The following is a 17,564-nucleotide window of genomic DNA, read 5'->3' as shown; positions in this document are numbered from 1 at the left end:
AAAACATGCTTTCGTACTTGTAAAGAAAAAAGTCTCTTTCGAGACTTACTTTTTATAATACTGTATGGTTTTCATAATTGTATAGGTACAAGCTTCCAGTTTTTCAGGAGCACTATCCAATGCACTTTGAAATGTCATTGCACGATCTGCTATACTGTAAATTCCAATAAAACCTAAATCGTACAATTCCATATAATCCATACCCAAAGCACCGCTTATACAGATTACAGGCTTATCATATGTATTTGCCACCTTAAGAATACCTACTGGAACTTTTCCAAAAGCAGTCTGTCGATCGCTTTGTCCTTCTCCTGTTATAACTAAATCACAAGTTTTCACCTGTTCATGAAAATCGCTGTAAGACAGCAGCAATTCAATACCAGGTATCATTTTCGCATGCAAGATTCCAATCAAAACAGCACCAATGCCGCCGGCTGCCCCTCCACCTTCAAAAGAATTGATATCTACCTGTGTATAACGTTGAATCTGGTTGCGGAAATTTTCCATTCCCTGATCCAGTCGCTTCATCTGATTGGGAAACAATCCTTTCTGTTTTCCAAACACAAAAGTTGCCCCTTCTTCTCCAAGAAGATGATTTTTAACATCGCAGGCCGCAATTAGTTCGATATCCTTTAAATCATTAAAACGATTAAAATCAATATAGCGAACTTTCTCTAGATTCATGGCCTGAGGAGAAAGATATTTATGATTGCTGTCATAAAAACGTGCACCTAAACTTTGAAGAAATCCCATTCCTCCATCGTTTGTAGCACTTCCTCCAAGTCCTATGATTATTTTTTTACACCCTTTGTTTACCGCATCCAAAAGTACACTGCCCACACCATAACTGCTTCCATAAAAAGGTGCTCGCTTTTCTCTTGGATGCATACTTAACCCTATGATATTAGCTACTTCAATAACGGCTGTTTGTCCATCATCAATAAGCGTATATTCTGTTTCTATAGGTTTTCCATAAGCATCGCTAGCTTTTACTTTCTGTTTTACTCCGCCACATGTTTCATGAAAAGCATCCACAGTTCCTTCTCCGCCATCCCCAATGACATAGGAAATTGTTTCTATTCTTGGATTTACTTTATGAATTCCCTTTTCAATATGCTGTGCAACCTTAGAAGAAGTCATACAGCCTTTATAAGAGTCGCAGGCGATTACTACCTTCATTCCATCACTTCCCTGTTTTTTCCATATATTCTTTTGTTAATTTTACCACAATTTTATATAAAAGTACTAGAGAAATTAGATTTGGAAAGGCCATCAATGCATTAAACACATCTGCTAATCCCCATACGAAACCTACATCCAGCATACCTCCAAACATAAGCAGAAAAAGAAATACAAAACGATATATTTTTAAAAGGAAATCCCCCTTGCTTACATAAGATATACATACACTTGCATAATAATACCATCCAAGAATAGAGGGAAAGGCAAAAAACAAAAGAGATATCGCAAACAAAATTCCTCCTGCATTACCAAAGCCATCACGAAAACAGGCAACCAGTAAATCAACTCCCTCTGTCCCACTTCCATATACCGGACTGCTCAACAATACAAATCCACTTAATAAAACAACAAGAGTATCAAAAAACACTTCAAAAATACCCCAAAATCCCTGTTCAACAGGATTGGCATCTTCTACACTTGCATAAGATAAAGGAGAACTTCCCATTCCTGCTTCATTTGAAAATACACCTCGACTGATTCCATACTGCACTGCTTTTCCTGCCACTCCTCCACAAATGCTATGGAATGAGAAGGCATTCTTCCATATAAAAGAACATACAGATGGCAAAGAAGATGCATGACGTACAATCAGATATACGCAGGCACCAAGATAGAAAATTGAAGCTATTGGGATAATTCTTTCATTCCATTTCATAATTCCTTTTGATTTTCCCACAAGAACTTTATAAACAAGATAAGCCAGTATCACTCCTACAGCCAAAGATGGAACTGGTAAAAATTCTTGTATCGTTTGGGTAATGGTTTGTGATGGTATTAGATTTCCAATCCCAAAAGAGGCAAGAATACAAAACGCACAAAAAAGAAGTCCCAGCACTGGAAGATGACATCCATTTTTTAAAGTAGTCATTGCCCCGCCCAAATATCCTTTTTGATGATGATATTCACGATAATATACAGCCAATACAACTTCTCCATACTTGCTCATCATACCAGGTATTGCACCAACACACATCCAAAACAAGGAACCTGGACCACCCATGGAAATAGCCGTTGATACACCTACGATGCTTCCCACTCCAAGCGTCCCTGCCAATGCTGTGGAAACTGCCTGAAAAGCTGTAATTCCATTTGTTCCCTGTTTTCCAAAAGAACCTAGTGTTTTACGAAAAATCAAGCCTGCTTTTGTAAATGGAAGAAATTTACAGGAAACCATAAGCAGAATTCCACACCCTAAAAGAAAAACAACCATAAAATCTCCCCATACAAGTTGATGCATTACATTTTCTATTATGTTTAAAACATTCACAAAACGCCCTCCTTTATCCAATATATTCTTCTCTTCTTATAAAAAGAAGAAGCTTTTAAAAAAATGGTGTATAATATTTTTGAATAAAAAAACGAGGAGGATGTTTATGTCTGTATTATGTATACTAACAAACGGATTTGAAGAATTAGAAGCAGTAGGTACAATTGCATTATTTCGAAGAGCAGGTATTCAAATTGATGTGTGTGCCATTTCTGATACAAAAGCGAGTGGAAGATTTGAATTAACTTTCTCAGATATCAAAAATCTTGATGATGTTGATTATAAAAGTTATGATGCTTTATTTTTCCCAGGAGGTCCACATTATCAGAAACTGGAACAAAATGAATATGTAATGTCTATTTTAAAATATTTTATGGAAAACAATAAAATTGTTGCGGCTATATGCGCTGCTCCTACTATTTTAGGAAGACAGGGATATTTAAAAGATAGAAACTATACATGTTTTACTTCTATGAATGAAGATTTTGGAGGTACTTATGTAGATCAGTATACGGTAAGCGATGGAAATTTAATTACGGGAAGAAGTGCTGCTGCCTCTATTGATTTTGCTTTCGCTTTTATGGAAAAGCTGATCGGAAAAGAAAAATGTGAAGAAGTCAAAACTTCTATTTATTATTAAACAAAAAATCCTCTTTTAGAGGTTTTTTTGTTACAGATTGTTGACAAAGTGGTACTTATAAACAAGTATCGCTTTTCTTTTTTCTTAAAATAATTTAAAATTGTGCTTTTTATTAGATTTTGTGCAGTTTTAGAGAGGTTTTTCCACCTCCATCTGGACATTCTTTTTAGATTATAACACGCAAAAATCATCAGCGACTGATGCTGATTTTTTTGTAGTCCTCTTAACCTGGTATATCTCAACGTGTGATGTTCTTTACAGTCTGCGAACACCCTCTCTATGCTTTCTTTACGCCTTGGATAGATTTCTTTCCATTCCGGTGTATGTCGTATCTCATCCATTACCTCCTCTCGGTATTCCTCCCATACATGACGTGTCACTACTTTCTGAAAGTTCTTTGATGATGTACATCTTCCTCTTAAAGGACAGTTCTCACAATCCTTTGGATTTGATTTGTATTCTTTATATCCAAGCTTGTTTGTCGTGCTGTATGACAGCACCTTATTATTTGGACACAGATAACAGTCATATCCTTCATCATATACATACTCGTACTTCTTATAATATCCTTTCTTTGTCATTGGTCTTTTATAAGGCGCATACATTTTTTGCCCATTTTCTAATACCGTCTTACAAATTGCCGGTGTTATATAGCCCGCATCCAGACATACATTTTTTATTTGATCCATATATTTATCGTTTAATACTTTATACGCTGAAAAGAAAGACACGCTGTCATGTACGTTTCCCGCAACACATACGCTTGCCAGTACAAATCCATTTCTATCGCAAAATGTTTGATGTGAATAAGCAAAACATTTTTCTTTTTCACCTTTATGGAAACAGCCACTCTCCGAATCTGTTTTACTGATTTTGATATGCTTTGTTTGTATGTCCCTTTTCAGTTTTCCCGTTTCTTCATCAAAATTTAATTCTTCTTTTTCGTTTTTTTTAATTGGTTTCTTCCCATGTTCCTCACGATCCCTGTTTATCTCATCCAGCAGATCGTTTTCATATATCTTCTTCATAATTTCAACTTCTTCATCTGTATACTTGTTTTTATTCGCATTTGCCTTTTGATGTGTGGAGTCTCCATATACAGTTTCCATATCTACAAAGCCATAAGAGATTGCCTGTTTCAATATCTGATCAAATATTTTTTCAAATACTTCGCTGTTACTATATCTTCGGATATAATTTTGACTCCAGGTAGAATAATTTGGTACCTTTTCATCCATGGAGATTCCCAGAAACCAGCGATATGCAAGATTTACTTGTATTTCTTTACAAGTCTTTCTCATTGAACCTATTCCGAAAATAATATTGATGAAGATCATTTTAAAAAGAACCACAGGGTCTATGCTTGGTCTTCCAACATCACTGTAAAGATTTTCTACAAGAGGGTAGATAAAACTCCAGTCAATACAGTTGTCTAACATTCTAACATCATGATCCTGTGGTATTAATTCTTCTATTGTATTCAGTATGATAGTATCATTTTTTCCATTTCTTTTTGTCATTGCCATATGTAATCACTCCTATTTTACCCACTTTTATTATACCATTTTAAGCATTATAAAAGGCAAAAAGAACCATATGTTTTTGGGTAAAATAGGAATCTTTTTGCCTTTTTTATTCTATCATATAAAAAATAGACTGTCGACACCTTTGTCAACAGTCTGAAACAAAAAATCCTCTTTTAGAGGTTTTTTTGTTATCTTAGCAGTTTTTCTGTGCTATAATACAGAAAGTTAGAGAAAGAAGGTGTATGTCATGTCTCCAGAACCCGAAAGTCCTTATTCGAATACGTATAAAATAATATATATGCAGGAGGCATGTTACACGATCCTCCTGTAAAAGAGGAGGGAAACTATGTTAGAATTTTACAAAACTTTTGAAGATGGAATTACAAAAAAAATAGATGCGCCGCAGCATGGATGCTGGATTAGCGCAATTGCTCCTACACAGCAGGAAATTGATTATCTGATTAATGAAATTGGTGTCTTGCCTGAATTCGTAAAAGCTTCCTTAGATGAAGAAGAAAGTTCACATATTGACTATGATGATGATGAAGCACAAACATTAGTTATTGTCGATTATCCAAATGCCGATGAAGATGATGCAGCGGATGAAAATACCTTGTTATATACAACACTTCCATTAGGGGTTGTTATTATGAAGGGTTATATTGTAACGATTTGTTTATATGATAATTTAAATATCGAAGATATGGCAAAAGGAAGAATACGTGGCATGAATACAGATATGAAAACACGATTCCTGCTTTTACTGTTATTAAAAATCGCACAGCGTTTCTTGATTTATTTGCGTCAGATTGATCGTGTATCTTCACGTACGGAAAAACGTCTGCATCAATCCATGCGTAATCAGGAACTTATTCAAATGCTTGGATTAGAGAAATCTCTTGTTTATTTCTCTACTTCACTAAAAACAGATGAGGTTACTTTAAATAAGATCATGCGTGGTAAGTTAATCAAACTTTATGAGGAAGATCAGGATTTACTGGAAGATGTTTTGATTGAAATTCACCAGGCAATTGAAATGTGTAATATTTATTCCAACATCTTATCTGGAACAATGGATGCTTTTGCTTCTGTTATTTCCAATAACTTAAATATCGTGATGAAGGTTTTAACGGTTATCACCATCGTAATGGCAATTCCAAACATCATTTTCAGTTTCTATGGAATGAACGTAAATGGATTTGATGGCACTATGTGGTGGATTCCAGCATTGATTGCGATAGTCGCATGTATTATTGCTACATTGATTTTCAAAAAGAAAGATATGTTTCATTAAAAAAGTATCGGCTTATTGAAGTGAACCCAATTTGTTGGACACTTAATTAAATTTGTTTTTAAGCAGTTATTAAGGATTGATTCCTGTATTGGACAGGAGTTAGTCCTTTTAATTTTGCTGTTATTCTTTGTGTATTATAATAATCAATATATTCTTCCATCGCAACCTTTAAATCATCTAATGTTTTAAAACTATATTCATACCCATAAAACATTTCATTCTTCATCCTTCCAAAAAAATTCTCCATTGGTGAATTATCTAAACAGTTCCCTTTCCTTGACATCGATTGTTGAATTCTTTTTTCTTCAAGCATTTCATGATATGACTGCATCTGATATTGCCAGCCCTGATCGCTATGAAATTTCAATCCTTCTAAATTGTCATATTTATCAAATGCTTGTTTAAGCATATCTTTTATTTGTTCAAAATTTGGACTTTTTGATATATTGAATGATACTATTTCTCGATTATGCAAATCTAATATCGGTGATAGATAAAGCTTGCCTGCTGCTATATGAAACTCTGATACATCTGTAGACCATATTTCATTGCATCTTGTTGTATTGAAGTTTCTATCATAATATGTTTTATGTTTTTCTTCGTCTACTACTTTACTAAGTAATAAATTTTTTGTTGTACCATTCATATCGCCTTTATATGATTTATATCTTGCTTTTGGTGTTTGTCCATATAATCCCATTATAGACATTAATCGTTTGACTTTCTTATGATTGATCGTATAACCCATATTTCTTAGCTCCAAAGTTATTCTACGATACCCATATCGTTCCTTATGTGTATAAAAGATATGGATGATAATATTCATTATTTCATCATTTTTCATATCTTTGTTAGTCTTTGATAATGTGTAGTAATAAGTTGAACGTTTTAATCCTGATATTTTAAGAAGAATCTTTAATGAATATTTAAGCTGCAGTTCACAAACAATCGTTACTTTTTCTTCGATTGTTGATTTTTCCTTTTCTGAACTGCAGCACGCAGCTTTTTTAAGTATTCATTCTCTGCTTCTAGATACTGATTTTTATTTTCAAGATATTTTATTTTTTCTTCAGGTGACATATCTTCATATTTTTTATTGAATTGATTTTCTTTGTTCATAGTAGATGGTCTTCCTTTCTTTTTTTCTACTATAACATATCCATTCTCTTTGTACGAGTTAATCCAGTTATTTAATAATCCATCACTAGTCAAACCAAATTCAATAGCTGTACTCGTTGATGATTGACCGTCAATAAGGACTTTATTAATAATTTCTAATTTCAATTCTGGTGAATAATAATTATTTTTGTTAGATCTTAAAATATCAAATCCATGTCTATCTATTAATCTAACTAAATAATTAATCTTACTAGATTTTATTTGATATTCTTTAGATAAAGACGATACAGTTTCTCCTTGTTTTCGTTTTTTATATAATTCTATTTTTTGTTCTCTTGTCAGTTTTGCCATAATAAAAATGAACCTCCATTATTTGGTGTCCAAATAACGGGGTTCATTTCATATTTCAGTCGATACTTTTTTTGACATAATTACTGCACCTTTATTAGCTCATAGTTTCTTGTCCCCAACCCAATCTTTTCTGCATGTTCCAGACATACTTTCCAATCTGTTTGAGGACTCACATTTGTAAAATGATCATGATGATCTTTAAAGTCATGTGCATGGATATGTTCATCCAATAAACTTCCATTTGTTACATCCATCTTATTGCACATATCAGCACAAGCCTGATCTAACGCAACTGGATCAAAGGATGCAAACATTCCAACATCAGGAATAATCGGCAAATCATTTTCTGGATGGCAATCGCAATACGGTGATACATCCATAACAAGATTTATATGGAAATTATCACGTCCATCTACTACTGCCATACTGTATTCCGCAATCTTTCGATTTAAATCATCATTTGCACTGGAATTTTCGTTATAAATCGCATCAAAATTACAGGAACCTAAACATCTTCCGCAACCTACACAACGTTCATGGTCGATATGCGCATGACGATTTTCATCAAAGTAAATGGCATCCTGCGCACAATTTTTCTCACATACATGACAACCCCTGCATAACTTTGTATCTACACTTGGCTTTCCTGAATTATGCTGTTCCATTTTTCCCGCTCTGGAACCACAACCCATACCTATATTTTTTAACGCTCCGCCAAAACCAGTACATTCATGTCCTTTAAAATGACTTAGCGAAATAAAAACATCTGCATCCATAATGGCCTTTCCTATTTTCGCAGTTTTACAAAGCTCTCCATTACGAACTGGGACTTCTATATCATCTGTTCCTTTTAATCCATCTCCAATCAATACATGACACCCCGTAGAAAATGGAGAAAACCCATTTTCATACGCTGTTTCTAAATGATCAAGTGCATTTTTTCTTCTTCCCACATACAGCGTATTACAGTCGGTTAAAAAAGGCATTCCTCCTAATTCTTTCACCACATCTGCAACAGCTTTTGCGTAATTCGGACGCAGATAAGATAAATTTCCCGGTTCACCAAAATGAATTTTAATCGCAGCCATTTTCTTATCAAAATCAATTGTTTCAATTCCTGCATGACGCATAAGTCTTTTTAGCTTTTCTAATAAATTCGTTCCAGGAACTGCACGAAAATCACACCAGTAAACCTTTGCTTTTTCTTCCATATTTCTCTCCTCTTTCTTTTCTTTTATTTTATCAAAAAAGAGAAGACAAAAACACTAATCATTAAAATCTTGCATCATATTTTTCAAAGAACATATGAACTCTTGAAATATTTCTTTCTTTTCTTCACTAAGATTTCTATAAAACTGTATAATTTCTAATTCTTCTTTTGTTACATTCATTTTTATGTTTTCTTCCATATATAGTCACCCTCTTATATATAGTATAGAGGAATACAGAAATTTGTCTATATAGCAAGTGGTATAGAAATCAGAAATATTTAAATAAAAGTAAAAAAACTGGAGTATTTTCCTTATTTTGGGAAAAATTTCCAGCTATTTAATTAATTTACGCATTTGACGAACAATTTGTACAAACTCTTTTTTCTTTAATGCGGAAAGACCATCCAGCTGACTTATATATTCAATTTCATCTTTCTCACTCACAATACGGCTTGGATGATGATACACAGGAAGCAGCAGAATCTGATCCATACTTATTTCCAATTCTTTACAAATATTGTTTAAAATATCCAAAGGAGGTTGTGTTTTTCCTGTAACATAAGACGAAATCGAACGTTGTGTAGAACCCACCGCATTTGCAAGTTCCTGCTGTGTCATGTTTTTTCTCTGCATACCTTCTCGAATTGCTTTTCCAACGATATGATTGATTTCTGTTAACGTTGCCATACTCCACCTCTTGTTTTTTTAATTATAGGATACTTCTTATCTTTTTCCTCTATTTAAGAAAAACAAAGAGTAAAATATGTAATTATTTCTTTATTTTAGAATTATATAGTATCTTTTTAAGAGCTTATATGTATATTTATACAAAATCACATTCTATACTTATTCCATTTCTGTATAAAAAAAGAAGAAATATTACATCTCTTCTAATTTTTAATCGTTTCTTCTTCCCTTACCTGGTGTACGACCTGTTCACAATATGTTTTTAATTTATGTATTGATGCTTCATCACTCGCAAAACCTTCTATAAACAACATATCATGTTCATGATTAAATTGTACAAGAATACGTAAATATTCTCCTAGATTTTCTACGATTCCTTTTCCATCGCAGTTTTCTGAGCATATAGAAAATTCTTCTATCGTTTCTTTTGATGGATGTTTTATAGCTTCCACATAATTGGAAACTTCCGCATCAAAAGTATAGGCATTCACTTTTACCATCCATTCCCATGGTGTATCTGCACTTTTGTATGGTGCCATAAAATGCATGGTCTGTGTACTTTTATCAAAACTTTTTTCCGCAAATCCATCCATTGGGATATCCCAGTTTCCAAAAGGATAATAGATTGTATTCTTCCTATATCCTGCATTATGCAGTTCAAGTAAATTTGCATGTTTGATAGCTTCCTGTCGATAAATTGCATTACATAATAAGCGATATTCCTTCATAGGCAATGCTTCCGTATCATCCTTTTCATATGCTGCCTCTAAATAATCTATAATTGTATTTGCCATTTTATCTGTAAATTCATTCATAGCACTATAAGAAAAGAATCCATCTTTACATAGAAGCGCTAAAGCACAATTGCGATAAAATCGTGCATCACGTTCTTGTGTATTCCAAATAAAGAAATCATTAGCTAGATCCTCTATATCTCGATTTAAAAAATCTTCCAGGGAAATATATCCAAGTGGTGTTACAAGATGATTTTCTAGAGAAGATGGTCTGTAAAAATCATTATTCCAGCAAATCTCGTTTATTTCATTTTTTCCCGCATACTCACGAATATCTCTTAGCCAGCGATAAAATGTACCATATTTTAAATTTTCAAAGTTTCTTTCCTCATAATATTTTGCAGGATCACTAACTTCCCATTTCATACTGTTATTATCCGCAATAACTTCATCAATAAAAGAGCACACATAAGCATGAAAACCAGGACCAGCTACATCACTTTCACTTGCCAGCGATACAAAACGTCCTTCATAACTGCACTCAATATAACCATAAGGACACACCTCAATAATAACGCTTGTATCATAATCTTCTATCTTTAACTGTTTCTTTTCACAAAGCTGTTTTAAATAAGAACTAAACTGTTCACGTTCCTCTTCTTTTTCTAATTTACTTTCTACTACAATTTCAATAGCCATAGTTTCTCCTTTCAAAAAGGACTGATGATTCACTCCCTACTCTACCCCTAGTACTCTCCAGCACATCTGATATGTTTCCTGTTTTAAAACAAGAGGATCTTTTGTATAATCAACACTTCGATCATATAAGAAGTCTTCAAAATTGCTGATACGTAATGTCATATTCGTTTTTAATGCCTCTTGAGGTAATTTATTTTCTTTATAAGTTACCTTTAGTTTTATAATGTATCCAGAATTTGTAAATTTACCAAAATCTAATTGTGCCTCTTCCATGCTTTCGACACTAACCTGATCTACCTCTGGAAGATTTTCTTTTCCATATTCATTTACAATTGTAGAATAATTGCTGTAATAATAAGATTTCGCATACTGCATAAAAGTAGCTACCTTATTACTTGGAATAAATTGCAGACCGCCAATATCTTCAGCAGATTTTTTATTCGACAATGTGAAAAAATCATAAACAAAACTAATCGCAACCTGTTTTGCCTCTTCTTTATTATCTTCTTTTTCCACTGCAGCACTTAAATCATTATATGCAAGTATCTGATTTTCTGTAGGATTCAAAGGAGAAGTATATTGCTGATTTTCAATCAGTTGTGTTTTTTCCTTTGGTTCTTCCGTTATTTGTTCTTTTTTGTTCTCTTCCTTTTTACTGCAGCCATTTACCATCAGAAATGAAAAGATGCAGCAGGAAAGCAGTACCATTTTTACTATTTGTTTCATGAGTTTACCTCCATAAAGCGATTATAAGTATACCATAGATTTCCTTTAAAAACGAATCCTCTTATCAATTTTAAGAATTTCTTCATGATTAAGAAAATCCTGTAAACATCTTACAGGATCAAAGTTTTCATATACGTTTCCATTTCTTCTCTATAAAGGCCTCCACCTTGTGCTGTATTTCCTTTACAAGAGCCTTTTATGTGATATTCTGATACAAAATGATCAAATACATGCTTAACATCAAAATTACTTTGTTCATGCTTAGCAATCACAATATGCGCATTATCATAATCACGAGTTAAAAATACAACTGCCTTATGATATTTGTCACAAATCATTTGCGCCAAACGATGCATTCCTTTTGAATCCAAATCTTCAAATGTTCTCACAAGAACTTCTTCCTTGCTGTTTCCAAGTTCTCTAGCCAGGGAAGATATATATTTATCTTTCCACTCATCCACATGTTTTCGAAGCTGTTTGTTTTCACTTAACAAACGGCTGACCCCTGTATTAAGATACAAATGAGAAACTGCCAATGTATCACTTGCCTCATCTAAAACACGATAGCGGCGTCTGATACAGTCAAGCAGCTGATCACCAACCAAATAACGAATCTTATAACCATTTTTCGTCTTTTCAAATCCTTCAATAAACAGCATTTGCAAATAACGTAAAGATGGCACATGCATACATCCACACATTGTATAATCCAATACACCAATTCTTACAACACGAAGATCTGAGCGCATGATTTCTTTATCAGTTAAATATTCATTTGCCTCTGCATGTGTCGGATATAATATAGAAACTGCCAAATCATCACGAATCAAACCATTGCACAAAACCTGCAGTTCAATCGCCATTTTTTCATTAAAATTATCAAAACTTAATTCTACATCATTTACCTCATCACTTACATGATGTGATAATGTTTTTACATTATATACATTTTGAAGAACAGCACTAATCAAATGCTGAGCCGTATGAATCTGACATTTACGAAACCTTTCATGAAGGTTCACGCTCATAAATACACTGCCTTCTAATTTTTCATCTAACAGATGCCATACATATCCATCTTCTTTCTTCAATCCATGGACCATATGGCGATCAATCATACCAATATCACTTTCCATTCCTCCCCCTTCCACATAGAATATGGTATCCTTAAAAGCATGCCAGTACATTCCTTTATCTTCTTTAACTTTAATAACTTCTGTTTGAAGCTCTGTTTTAAAACAATTATCATACAATTTGTTGAACATAGGATCGAAACCTCCTTTAATCCATAATTTTATTATATTTTAGCACATTTTTCTTTTTCTTACACAAAAAGAAAGCATTTTCATAAAACTATATGCAGCACTTCTTTTAAAAAAATAGATATTCTTTTCTAAAAACATATAAAACTATAACTCATAAAAAAGATGAATGTTTTTATCTCTTTTCTATCCCCTTTAAATCATGTATAATAATACAGAAAACAATGACAGGGAGGATTTTTATGAATCAGGTTGCAGATCAATGGTTAGATTATGAATGTATAGATGCTGGAAATGGTGAAAAACTGGAAAGATGGAAAGATATTATTCTAAGACGTCCTGATCCTCAGGTTATCTGGCCTGTTGATACAGAAGACAGCTTGTGGAAAAACCCTCATGCCCATTATCATAGAAGTAAAAGTGGCGGAGGCCATTGGGAGTATAAGAAAAAGTTTAAAGAAAGCTGGACGATTTCATTTAAGGAACTTCGTTTCAAAGTTTCACCTACCGGATTTAAACATACCGGATTATTTCCAGAACAAGCTGCCAACTGGGATTTTATGATGAAGAAAATCAAAGACAGCAAACGCGATGATATTCGAGTATTAAATTTATTCGCTTATACAGGAGGAGCTACGATGGCTTGTGCAGCTGCAGGAGCAAGTGAAGTTGTACATGTTGATGCCAGCAAAGGAATGGTTTCCTGGGCAAAAGAAAATATGGTTCTTTCCCATTTAGAAGATAAAAAGATTCGTTTTATTGTGGATGATGTATTAAAATTTGTACAAAGAGAAAAACGAAGAGGAAGAACATATCATGCGATCATTATGGATCCACCAAGCTATGGCAGAGGACCAAATGGAGAAGTATGGAAATTAGAAGAGCAGTTATATCCTTTAATCTCTGCTTGTATGGAAATATTAGATGAAGATCCTTTATTCTTCTTAGTCAACTCTTATACAACAGGATTTCCACCAACTGTATTACATAATCTGCTAAACAGCACAGTATTAAAAAAACACCCAAATGGATATTTAGAAACAGGGGAAATTGGTTTACCTATTACAAAAAGTCACACCATTCTTCCATGTGGTATTTATGGACGCTGGGTAAAAAAATAAGGGGCTGTGACGAGTAAGAGAAATTATAGTTTCTCCGAAAATCACAGCTTTTTTTAATAATTCTTCCTGCTTTTGGGTATTTTAAAAACAACTATCCTTAAAATAGCTATTTTCTACCTTTGCTTTTCAATCTTCCCCCTGCTCATTGTGGAAAACTAATTCATATTTTTCACCTTTTTTCGATTATGGTACTTTCTTAGGTTATATCCTATACATACCAGAATCAATTCTACTTTTACTCCGCTTTCCCCTCGTCGATGAAGTCGCACATATTCAAAGTCCTGCTTGATATCCGCAAATGCCCCCTCTGCCTGTGCGCTGCGTTTCCTCATCAACATCTTTCCTTCTTCGCTCTTTAGATATTCATCTATTTCTGTATGCATCTTCTCTAATGCCGGTACGATCCTTGCACTTCTTCCATTTTTTGAAGTCGTGCATTTATTTCTTTGTGCACACCCACAACAGTTTTTATTTCTATAATACACTGTCATTTTTGGATACTGTCCCTGGAGATTTACTCCGATTCGCTCTTTTTCAAACACATGTCCTGCAGGACAAACTGGTGTTCCATCCTCCATGCGTTCCATATGCCGCAGCTGATAACGGTTCTTGTCAGTTACTTTTTCTTTCTTCTTTTCATATCCGCTATATTTCAATATGCCTTTGATCCCCTTGCTTTTACAGTAGCTGTAGTTTTCATAGCTCCCATATCCTGCATCCGTTACTTCCATCTTTGGATACTGCCCATACAGTTCTTTGTATCCTTCTGTAAATGGCTGCAGGGTTCTCATGTCGTTGGCATCACTGCTGATATACTGATAAGCGATGTACCCATTGTTTACTCCTATCTGTACATTATATCCAGGCTTGAACACATTCGTGTGATTATAATAATCATATTTCATATGCATGAATGTGGCATCCGGATCCGTCTTGGAGAAACTGTTTCTTTCTCCAAGTATATCTTCCTGTATGGCATACTGCCACATCTTGACTGCACTTTTCTTCAGTTCATCGCACAATTTTGCGATCTCGTGTTTTCCTCTGCCTTTTCGGATATGTTCTTTTTCCTTCAGCCAGTTTTCAAGTGCTTCATCTATTTTTATCATATATTCGATATTTGGATATTTCAGAATCGAATAATGTATATCGATTTCATGTTTCTTAAAGTATCGGTTTACCTGTCTCAACAGTTCCATGCATTTCTGCCAGTGTCTTGGAAGATAACGCTTGCTCCAGCCTCTCCAGCAGAAAGTCATCTTATTGGCATTGGCCTCAAATTTCGTCCCGTCAATATAAAGAATCTGTTCTTCCAATGCCTTTTCATCTTGTACATACAGATAGATTTCTTTCGCAATGGTTTCTATCGATTCTTTCAGTGTGTTATTGATGAAGCGTTCAAAGCTCTTGTAGCTGGGAATGAAGCCGTTTGTGATACTGCGATAACGGACATCATAGCGGCAAAGTTTTTCCAGCTTGCGTAAAGAAGCGTAGCCGTCTTCAGCGAAGGCCATAAGAATGACGGTCAGCATCATGACAGGATCATAAGAACGAGAATCAAGATGATGGAAATCTATGAACTTACTCAGATCAATCCTCCTCAAGACTTCCAGGATCGTGATACTCAAATCATCCTTAAGGACATCGTTTTGAAAAGAAAATTCAAAATCCAGTAGCATATATGGCTGATATGCTGTATAATTTGGTTGGTTAATTTGAGTAATTGTCATACATAAATTATACCAAAAAAATACACCTTTTTCCTTATAGGATTGGGTGTATTTTTTTACCTTAGAGCTTTGATTTATCTGTCACAGCCCCTTTTTCATTATCAAAAATATAAAAAAATATCCATACAAAGTATGGATAGGCAATCCCAATGGAGCGGGTGATGAGAATCGAACTCACGTAGTCAGCTTGGAAGGCTGAAGTTCTACCATTGAACTACACCCGCATTTTTTAAATGGTGACCCGTGGGCGATTCGAACGCCCGACCCTCTGATTAAAAGTCAGATGCTCTACCAACTGAGCTAACGGGTCATCATTAATGGTGGAGAGGGACGGATTCGAACCGCCGAACCAAAAGGAACTGAGTTACAGTCAGCCGCGTTTAGCCACTTCGCTACCTCTCCGTTAAAATGGTGCCGACTATAGGAATTGAACCCACAACCTACTGATTACAAGTCAGTTGCTCTACCAATTGAGCTAAGTCGGCATTTCATGGTGGAGGTTAACGGGCTCGAACCGCTGACCCTCTGCTTGTAAGGCAGATGCTCTCCCAACTGAGCTAAACCTCCAGTTTTTTTTATTTAAGATGGAGCGGGTGATGAGAATCGAACTCACGTAGTCAGCTTGGAAGGCTGAAGTTCTACCATTGAACTACACCCGCATTTTTTAAATGGTGACCCGTGGGCGATTCGAACGCCCGACCCTCTGATTAAAAGTCAGATGCTCTACCAACTGAGCTAACGGGTCATCATTAATGGTGCCGACTATAGGAATTGAACCCACAACCTACTGATTACAAGTCAGTTGCTCTACCAATTGAGCTAAGTCGGCATTTCATGGTGGAGGTTAACGGGCTCGAACCGCTGACCCTCTGCTTGTAAGGCAGATGCTCTCCCAACTGAGCTAAACCTCCAGTTTTTTTAGCACCCTCTTGTTGAGTGCCCATATATAATATCATCAGATATTTTTTGTGTCAATAATTTTTTTTATTTTTTTATTTATTGTTTCAGCATATTGTTTTCAATCCTTATTCTTCTTTATTATTTAACCATTTTTCTTTATATATTGAGATGCAGGAATAGAAAAAACCTGAATCTTAGCTTCCACATCTAAAGATGATGAATACATTACATTAATTTTTTCTAGTAGATGCATTACTTTTTCCGTATCATGCTGATCCACCCCAAGAATAAGAACAACTTCTCCATATTCCAGAAATCCACCATTGCTTCCAACTTCTGTAGCAAAAAAACCTTCATTTGCAAGCCTTCCTTTAACTTCATCTATATATTCTTCTTCTGCAATGATCAACAATACATTCATGTAAAAACACCTCGTTATAATCATATCATATTTTTTTCAAAATTTGCTATTCTAAAAAGAAAACATCCCCCTAAATTTAAGAGATGTTATTCAACCGCTAAAAGCTGTGGATTATTTACACCATGACATATCCGTAATTTTTCCATTAATTCATCAATAGAAATATTCATATCACTAATATCAAATGAAATAACAACACTTGCCCAATCATGAATTGGAATATTTTGATTAATCGTTAGAATATTCGCATTTCCCTGAGACATGATCTGTAAAACTTCAGACAAGATCCCCTTATCATGGTGCAGCATCAAAGAAATAACCGCTTTTCTTGCATTTAACCCCTTATCTGGGAGAAAGACATAATCTTTATATTTATAGTACGTTCCTCTGCTGATCCCAACTTTTTTCACAGCTTCACTTACCTGTCGAACTTCTCCATTTAACAAAAGTGTTCTAGCTTCAATAACTTTATCAAGAACTTCCGGCAAAATGCTGCTGTCTACTATATAAAATTTCTGCATATTCTCTCCTCCCTTTATATATTTTTAATCATACAATCTTCCTAAAAGAAACTCAAGTTTTTTTCTTCATTTAACACCTTTTCAATCCTATATTCATATACTATATAGAAAAG

The 17,564-nt window shown here is 34.4% G+C and carries 16 protein-coding genes and 9 tRNA genes; 3 read left to right on the top strand and 22 right to left on the bottom strand.

Translation table 11 applies throughout. The annotated features are described in order from the left end of the window. Window positions 1-45 precede the first annotated feature (45 nt). Entirely contained in the window at window positions 46-1,179 is a 1,134-nt protein-coding gene (locus A9CBEGH2_RS00785) for a glycerate kinase family protein (protein WP_115714396.1), read from the bottom strand. 4 nt (window positions 1,180-1,183) lie between these two features. Then, on the bottom strand, window positions 1,184-2,509 hold the full coding sequence (locus A9CBEGH2_RS00780; RefSeq protein WP_232057293.1) for an alanine/glycine:cation symporter family protein: 1,326 nt from the start codon (window positions 2,507-2,509) through the stop codon (window positions 1,184-1,186). A gap of 106 nt (window positions 2,510-2,615) precedes the next feature. Between A9CBEGH2_RS00780 and A9CBEGH2_RS00775 the strand changes: the two genes are divergently transcribed. Further along, on the top strand, window positions 2,616-3,149 hold the full coding sequence (locus tag A9CBEGH2_RS00775) for a DJ-1/PfpI family protein (RefSeq protein ID WP_163104129.1): 534 nt from the start codon (window positions 2,616-2,618) through the stop codon (window positions 3,147-3,149). On the opposite strand, the gene A9CBEGH2_RS00770 is transcribed toward A9CBEGH2_RS00775, so the two are convergent. Then, window positions 3,146-4,675, bottom strand: a complete 1,530-nt coding sequence (locus A9CBEGH2_RS00770) for an IS1182 family transposase (RefSeq protein ID WP_163104128.1) — start codon at window positions 4,673-4,675, stop codon at window positions 3,146-3,148. The genes A9CBEGH2_RS00775 and A9CBEGH2_RS00770 overlap by 4 nt on opposite strands. Before the next feature lie 346 nt (window positions 4,676-5,021). Between A9CBEGH2_RS00770 and A9CBEGH2_RS00765 the strand changes: the two genes are divergently transcribed. Further along, complete coding sequence (locus tag A9CBEGH2_RS00765) at window positions 5,022-5,969, top strand: magnesium transporter CorA family protein (RefSeq protein ID WP_115714394.1); 948 nt, start codon at window positions 5,022-5,024, stop codon at window positions 5,967-5,969. A gap of 58 nt (window positions 5,970-6,027) precedes the next feature. On the opposite strand, the gene A9CBEGH2_RS00760 is transcribed toward A9CBEGH2_RS00765, so the two are convergent. From A9CBEGH2_RS00760 to A9CBEGH2_RS00730, 7 genes are all read right to left on the bottom strand, one after another. After that, a protein-coding gene (locus tag A9CBEGH2_RS00760) for an IS3 family transposase (RefSeq protein WP_118278058.1) occupies window positions 6,028-7,439 on the bottom strand; the annotation gives its coding sequence in 2 pieces (ribosomal slippage) (window positions 6,028-6,927 and window positions 6,930-7,439; 1,410 coding nt in all). 80 nt (window positions 7,440-7,519) lie between these two features. After that, entirely contained in the window at window positions 7,520-8,650 is a 1,131-nt protein-coding gene (locus tag A9CBEGH2_RS00755) for a DUF362 domain-containing protein (RefSeq protein ID WP_115714393.1), read from the bottom strand. A gap of 54 nt (window positions 8,651-8,704) precedes the next feature. Further along, entirely contained in the window at window positions 8,705-8,848 is a 144-nt protein-coding gene (locus tag A9CBEGH2_RS00750) for a hypothetical protein (RefSeq protein ID WP_157964910.1), read from the bottom strand. Between the two features lie 135 nt (window positions 8,849-8,983). Beyond that, window positions 8,984-9,337 carry a helix-turn-helix domain-containing protein gene (locus A9CBEGH2_RS00745; RefSeq protein ID WP_118277988.1) on the bottom strand — a complete coding sequence of 118 codons (354 nt, stop codon included), beginning with the start codon at window positions 9,335-9,337 and terminating at the stop codon, window positions 8,984-8,986. A 203-nt stretch (window positions 9,338-9,540) separates the two neighbouring features. Continuing rightward, the gene (locus A9CBEGH2_RS00740) at window positions 9,541-10,770 is read right to left on the bottom strand and encodes a hypothetical protein (protein WP_118277989.1); all 1,230 of its coding nucleotides are present in this window, start codon (window positions 10,768-10,770) and stop codon (window positions 9,541-9,543) included. 36 nt (window positions 10,771-10,806) lie between these two features. After that, window positions 10,807-11,496 carry a ferrichrome ABC transporter substrate-binding protein gene (locus A9CBEGH2_RS00735; RefSeq protein ID WP_115714390.1) on the bottom strand — a complete coding sequence of 230 codons (690 nt, stop codon included), beginning with the start codon at window positions 11,494-11,496 and terminating at the stop codon, window positions 10,807-10,809. Window positions 11,497-11,606: 110 nt separating this feature from the next. Next, entirely contained in the window at window positions 11,607-12,761 is a 1,155-nt protein-coding gene (locus tag A9CBEGH2_RS00730) for an alanyl-tRNA editing protein (RefSeq protein WP_118277990.1), read from the bottom strand. A gap of 239 nt (window positions 12,762-13,000) precedes the next feature. Here A9CBEGH2_RS00730 and A9CBEGH2_RS00725 point away from each other — a divergent pair, with 239 nt between their 5' ends. Next, window positions 13,001-13,879 (top strand): class I SAM-dependent methyltransferase, encoded by an 879-nt coding sequence (locus tag A9CBEGH2_RS00725; RefSeq protein WP_118277991.1) that lies wholly within the window; start codon window positions 13,001-13,003, stop codon window positions 13,877-13,879. Window positions 13,880-14,034: 155 nt separating this feature from the next. Here the strand turns inward: A9CBEGH2_RS00725 and A9CBEGH2_RS00720 are convergent, their stop codons facing one another. From A9CBEGH2_RS00720 to A9CBEGH2_RS00665, 12 genes are all read right to left on the bottom strand, one after another. Next, the gene (locus A9CBEGH2_RS00720) at window positions 14,035-15,609 is read right to left on the bottom strand and encodes an IS1182 family transposase (protein ID WP_115715574.1); all 1,575 of its coding nucleotides are present in this window, start codon (window positions 15,607-15,609) and stop codon (window positions 14,035-14,037) included. Between the two features lie 150 nt (window positions 15,610-15,759). After that, window positions 15,760-15,833, bottom strand: a tRNA-Gly gene (locus A9CBEGH2_RS00715). Between the two features lie 10 nt (window positions 15,834-15,843). After that, window positions 15,844-15,919 (bottom strand) — tRNA-Lys (locus tag A9CBEGH2_RS00710). Between the two features lie 8 nt (window positions 15,920-15,927). Then, window positions 15,928-16,011 (bottom strand) — tRNA-Tyr (locus A9CBEGH2_RS00705). A 7-nt stretch (window positions 16,012-16,018) separates the two neighbouring features. Continuing rightward, window positions 16,019-16,094: transfer RNA gene (locus tag A9CBEGH2_RS00700), tRNA-Thr, on the bottom strand. A gap of 6 nt (window positions 16,095-16,100) precedes the next feature. Further along, window positions 16,101-16,176: transfer RNA gene (locus A9CBEGH2_RS00695), tRNA-Val, on the bottom strand. Window positions 16,177-16,194: 18 nt separating this feature from the next. Continuing rightward, window positions 16,195-16,268, bottom strand: a tRNA-Gly gene (locus A9CBEGH2_RS00690). A gap of 10 nt (window positions 16,269-16,278) precedes the next feature. Further along, window positions 16,279-16,354: transfer RNA gene (locus A9CBEGH2_RS00685), tRNA-Lys, on the bottom strand. 8 nt (window positions 16,355-16,362) lie between these two features. Next, window positions 16,363-16,438 (bottom strand) — tRNA-Thr (locus A9CBEGH2_RS00680). A gap of 6 nt (window positions 16,439-16,444) precedes the next feature. Continuing rightward, window positions 16,445-16,520 (bottom strand) — tRNA-Val (locus A9CBEGH2_RS00675). Window positions 16,521-16,651: 131 nt separating this feature from the next. Then, window positions 16,652-16,930 (bottom strand): cyclic-di-AMP receptor, encoded by a 279-nt coding sequence (locus tag A9CBEGH2_RS00670; protein WP_157964909.1) that lies wholly within the window; start codon window positions 16,928-16,930, stop codon window positions 16,652-16,654. Between the two features lie 86 nt (window positions 16,931-17,016). Further along, a complete protein-coding gene (locus tag A9CBEGH2_RS00665) occupies window positions 17,017-17,451 on the bottom strand; it encodes an ACT domain-containing protein (RefSeq protein ID WP_115714386.1) in 435 nt (144 codons plus the stop codon). Window positions 17,452-17,564 lie beyond the last annotated feature (113 nt).

The organism is Amedibacterium intestinale, from assembly GCF_010537335.1.
Lineage (GTDB): Bacteria > Bacillota_I > Bacilli_A > Erysipelotrichales > Erysipelotrichaceae > Amedibacterium > Amedibacterium intestinale.
Note: the sequence above shows the minus strand (reverse complement) of the source record. Positions and strands in the feature narration are given on the sequence as shown.

Excerpts from the sequence above, each read along its gene's own strand:
- A9CBEGH2_RS00755 (WP_115714393.1), bottom strand. The coding sequence starts at position 8,650 with ATGGAAGAAAAAGCAAAGGTTTACTGGTGTGATTTTCGTGCAGTTCCT.
- A9CBEGH2_RS00740 (WP_118277989.1), bottom strand. The coding sequence starts at position 10,770 with ATGGCTATTGAAATTGTAGTAGAAAGTAAATTAGAAAAAGAAGAGGAA.
- A9CBEGH2_RS00725 (WP_118277991.1), top strand. The coding sequence starts at position 13,001 with ATGAATCAGGTTGCAGATCAATGGTTAGATTATGAATGTATAGATGCT.
- A9CBEGH2_RS00750 (WP_157964910.1), bottom strand. The coding sequence starts at position 8,848 with ATGGAAGAAAACATAAAAATGAATGTAACAAAAGAAGAATTAGAAATT.
- A9CBEGH2_RS00770 (WP_163104128.1), bottom strand. The coding sequence starts at position 4,675 with ATGGCAATGACAAAAAGAAATGGAAAAAATGATACTATCATACTGAAT.
- A9CBEGH2_RS00765 (WP_115714394.1), top strand. The coding sequence starts at position 5,022 with ATGTTAGAATTTTACAAAACTTTTGAAGATGGAATTACAAAAAAAATA.
- A9CBEGH2_RS00745 (WP_118277988.1), bottom strand. The coding sequence starts at position 9,337 with ATGGCAACGTTAACAGAAATCAATCATATCGTTGGAAAAGCAATTCGA.
- A9CBEGH2_RS00785 (WP_115714396.1), bottom strand. The coding sequence starts at position 1,179 with ATGAAGGTAGTAATCGCCTGCGACTCTTATAAAGGCTGTATGACTTCT.
- A9CBEGH2_RS00720 (WP_115715574.1), bottom strand. The coding sequence starts at position 15,609 with ATGACAATTACTCAAATTAACCAACCAAATTATACAGCATATCAGCCA.
- A9CBEGH2_RS00665 (WP_115714386.1), bottom strand. The coding sequence starts at position 17,451 with ATGCAGAAATTTTATATAGTAGACAGCAGCATTTTGCCGGAAGTTCTT.
- A9CBEGH2_RS00670 (WP_157964909.1), bottom strand. The coding sequence starts at position 16,930 with ATGAATGTATTGTTGATCATTGCAGAAGAAGAATATATAGATGAAGTT.
- A9CBEGH2_RS00730 (WP_118277990.1), bottom strand. The coding sequence starts at position 12,761 with ATGTTCAACAAATTGTATGATAATTGTTTTAAAACAGAGCTTCAAACA.
- A9CBEGH2_RS00735 (WP_115714390.1), bottom strand. The coding sequence starts at position 11,496 with ATGAAACAAATAGTAAAAATGGTACTGCTTTCCTGCTGCATCTTTTCA.
- A9CBEGH2_RS00775 (WP_163104129.1), top strand. The coding sequence starts at position 2,616 with ATGTCTGTATTATGTATACTAACAAACGGATTTGAAGAATTAGAAGCA.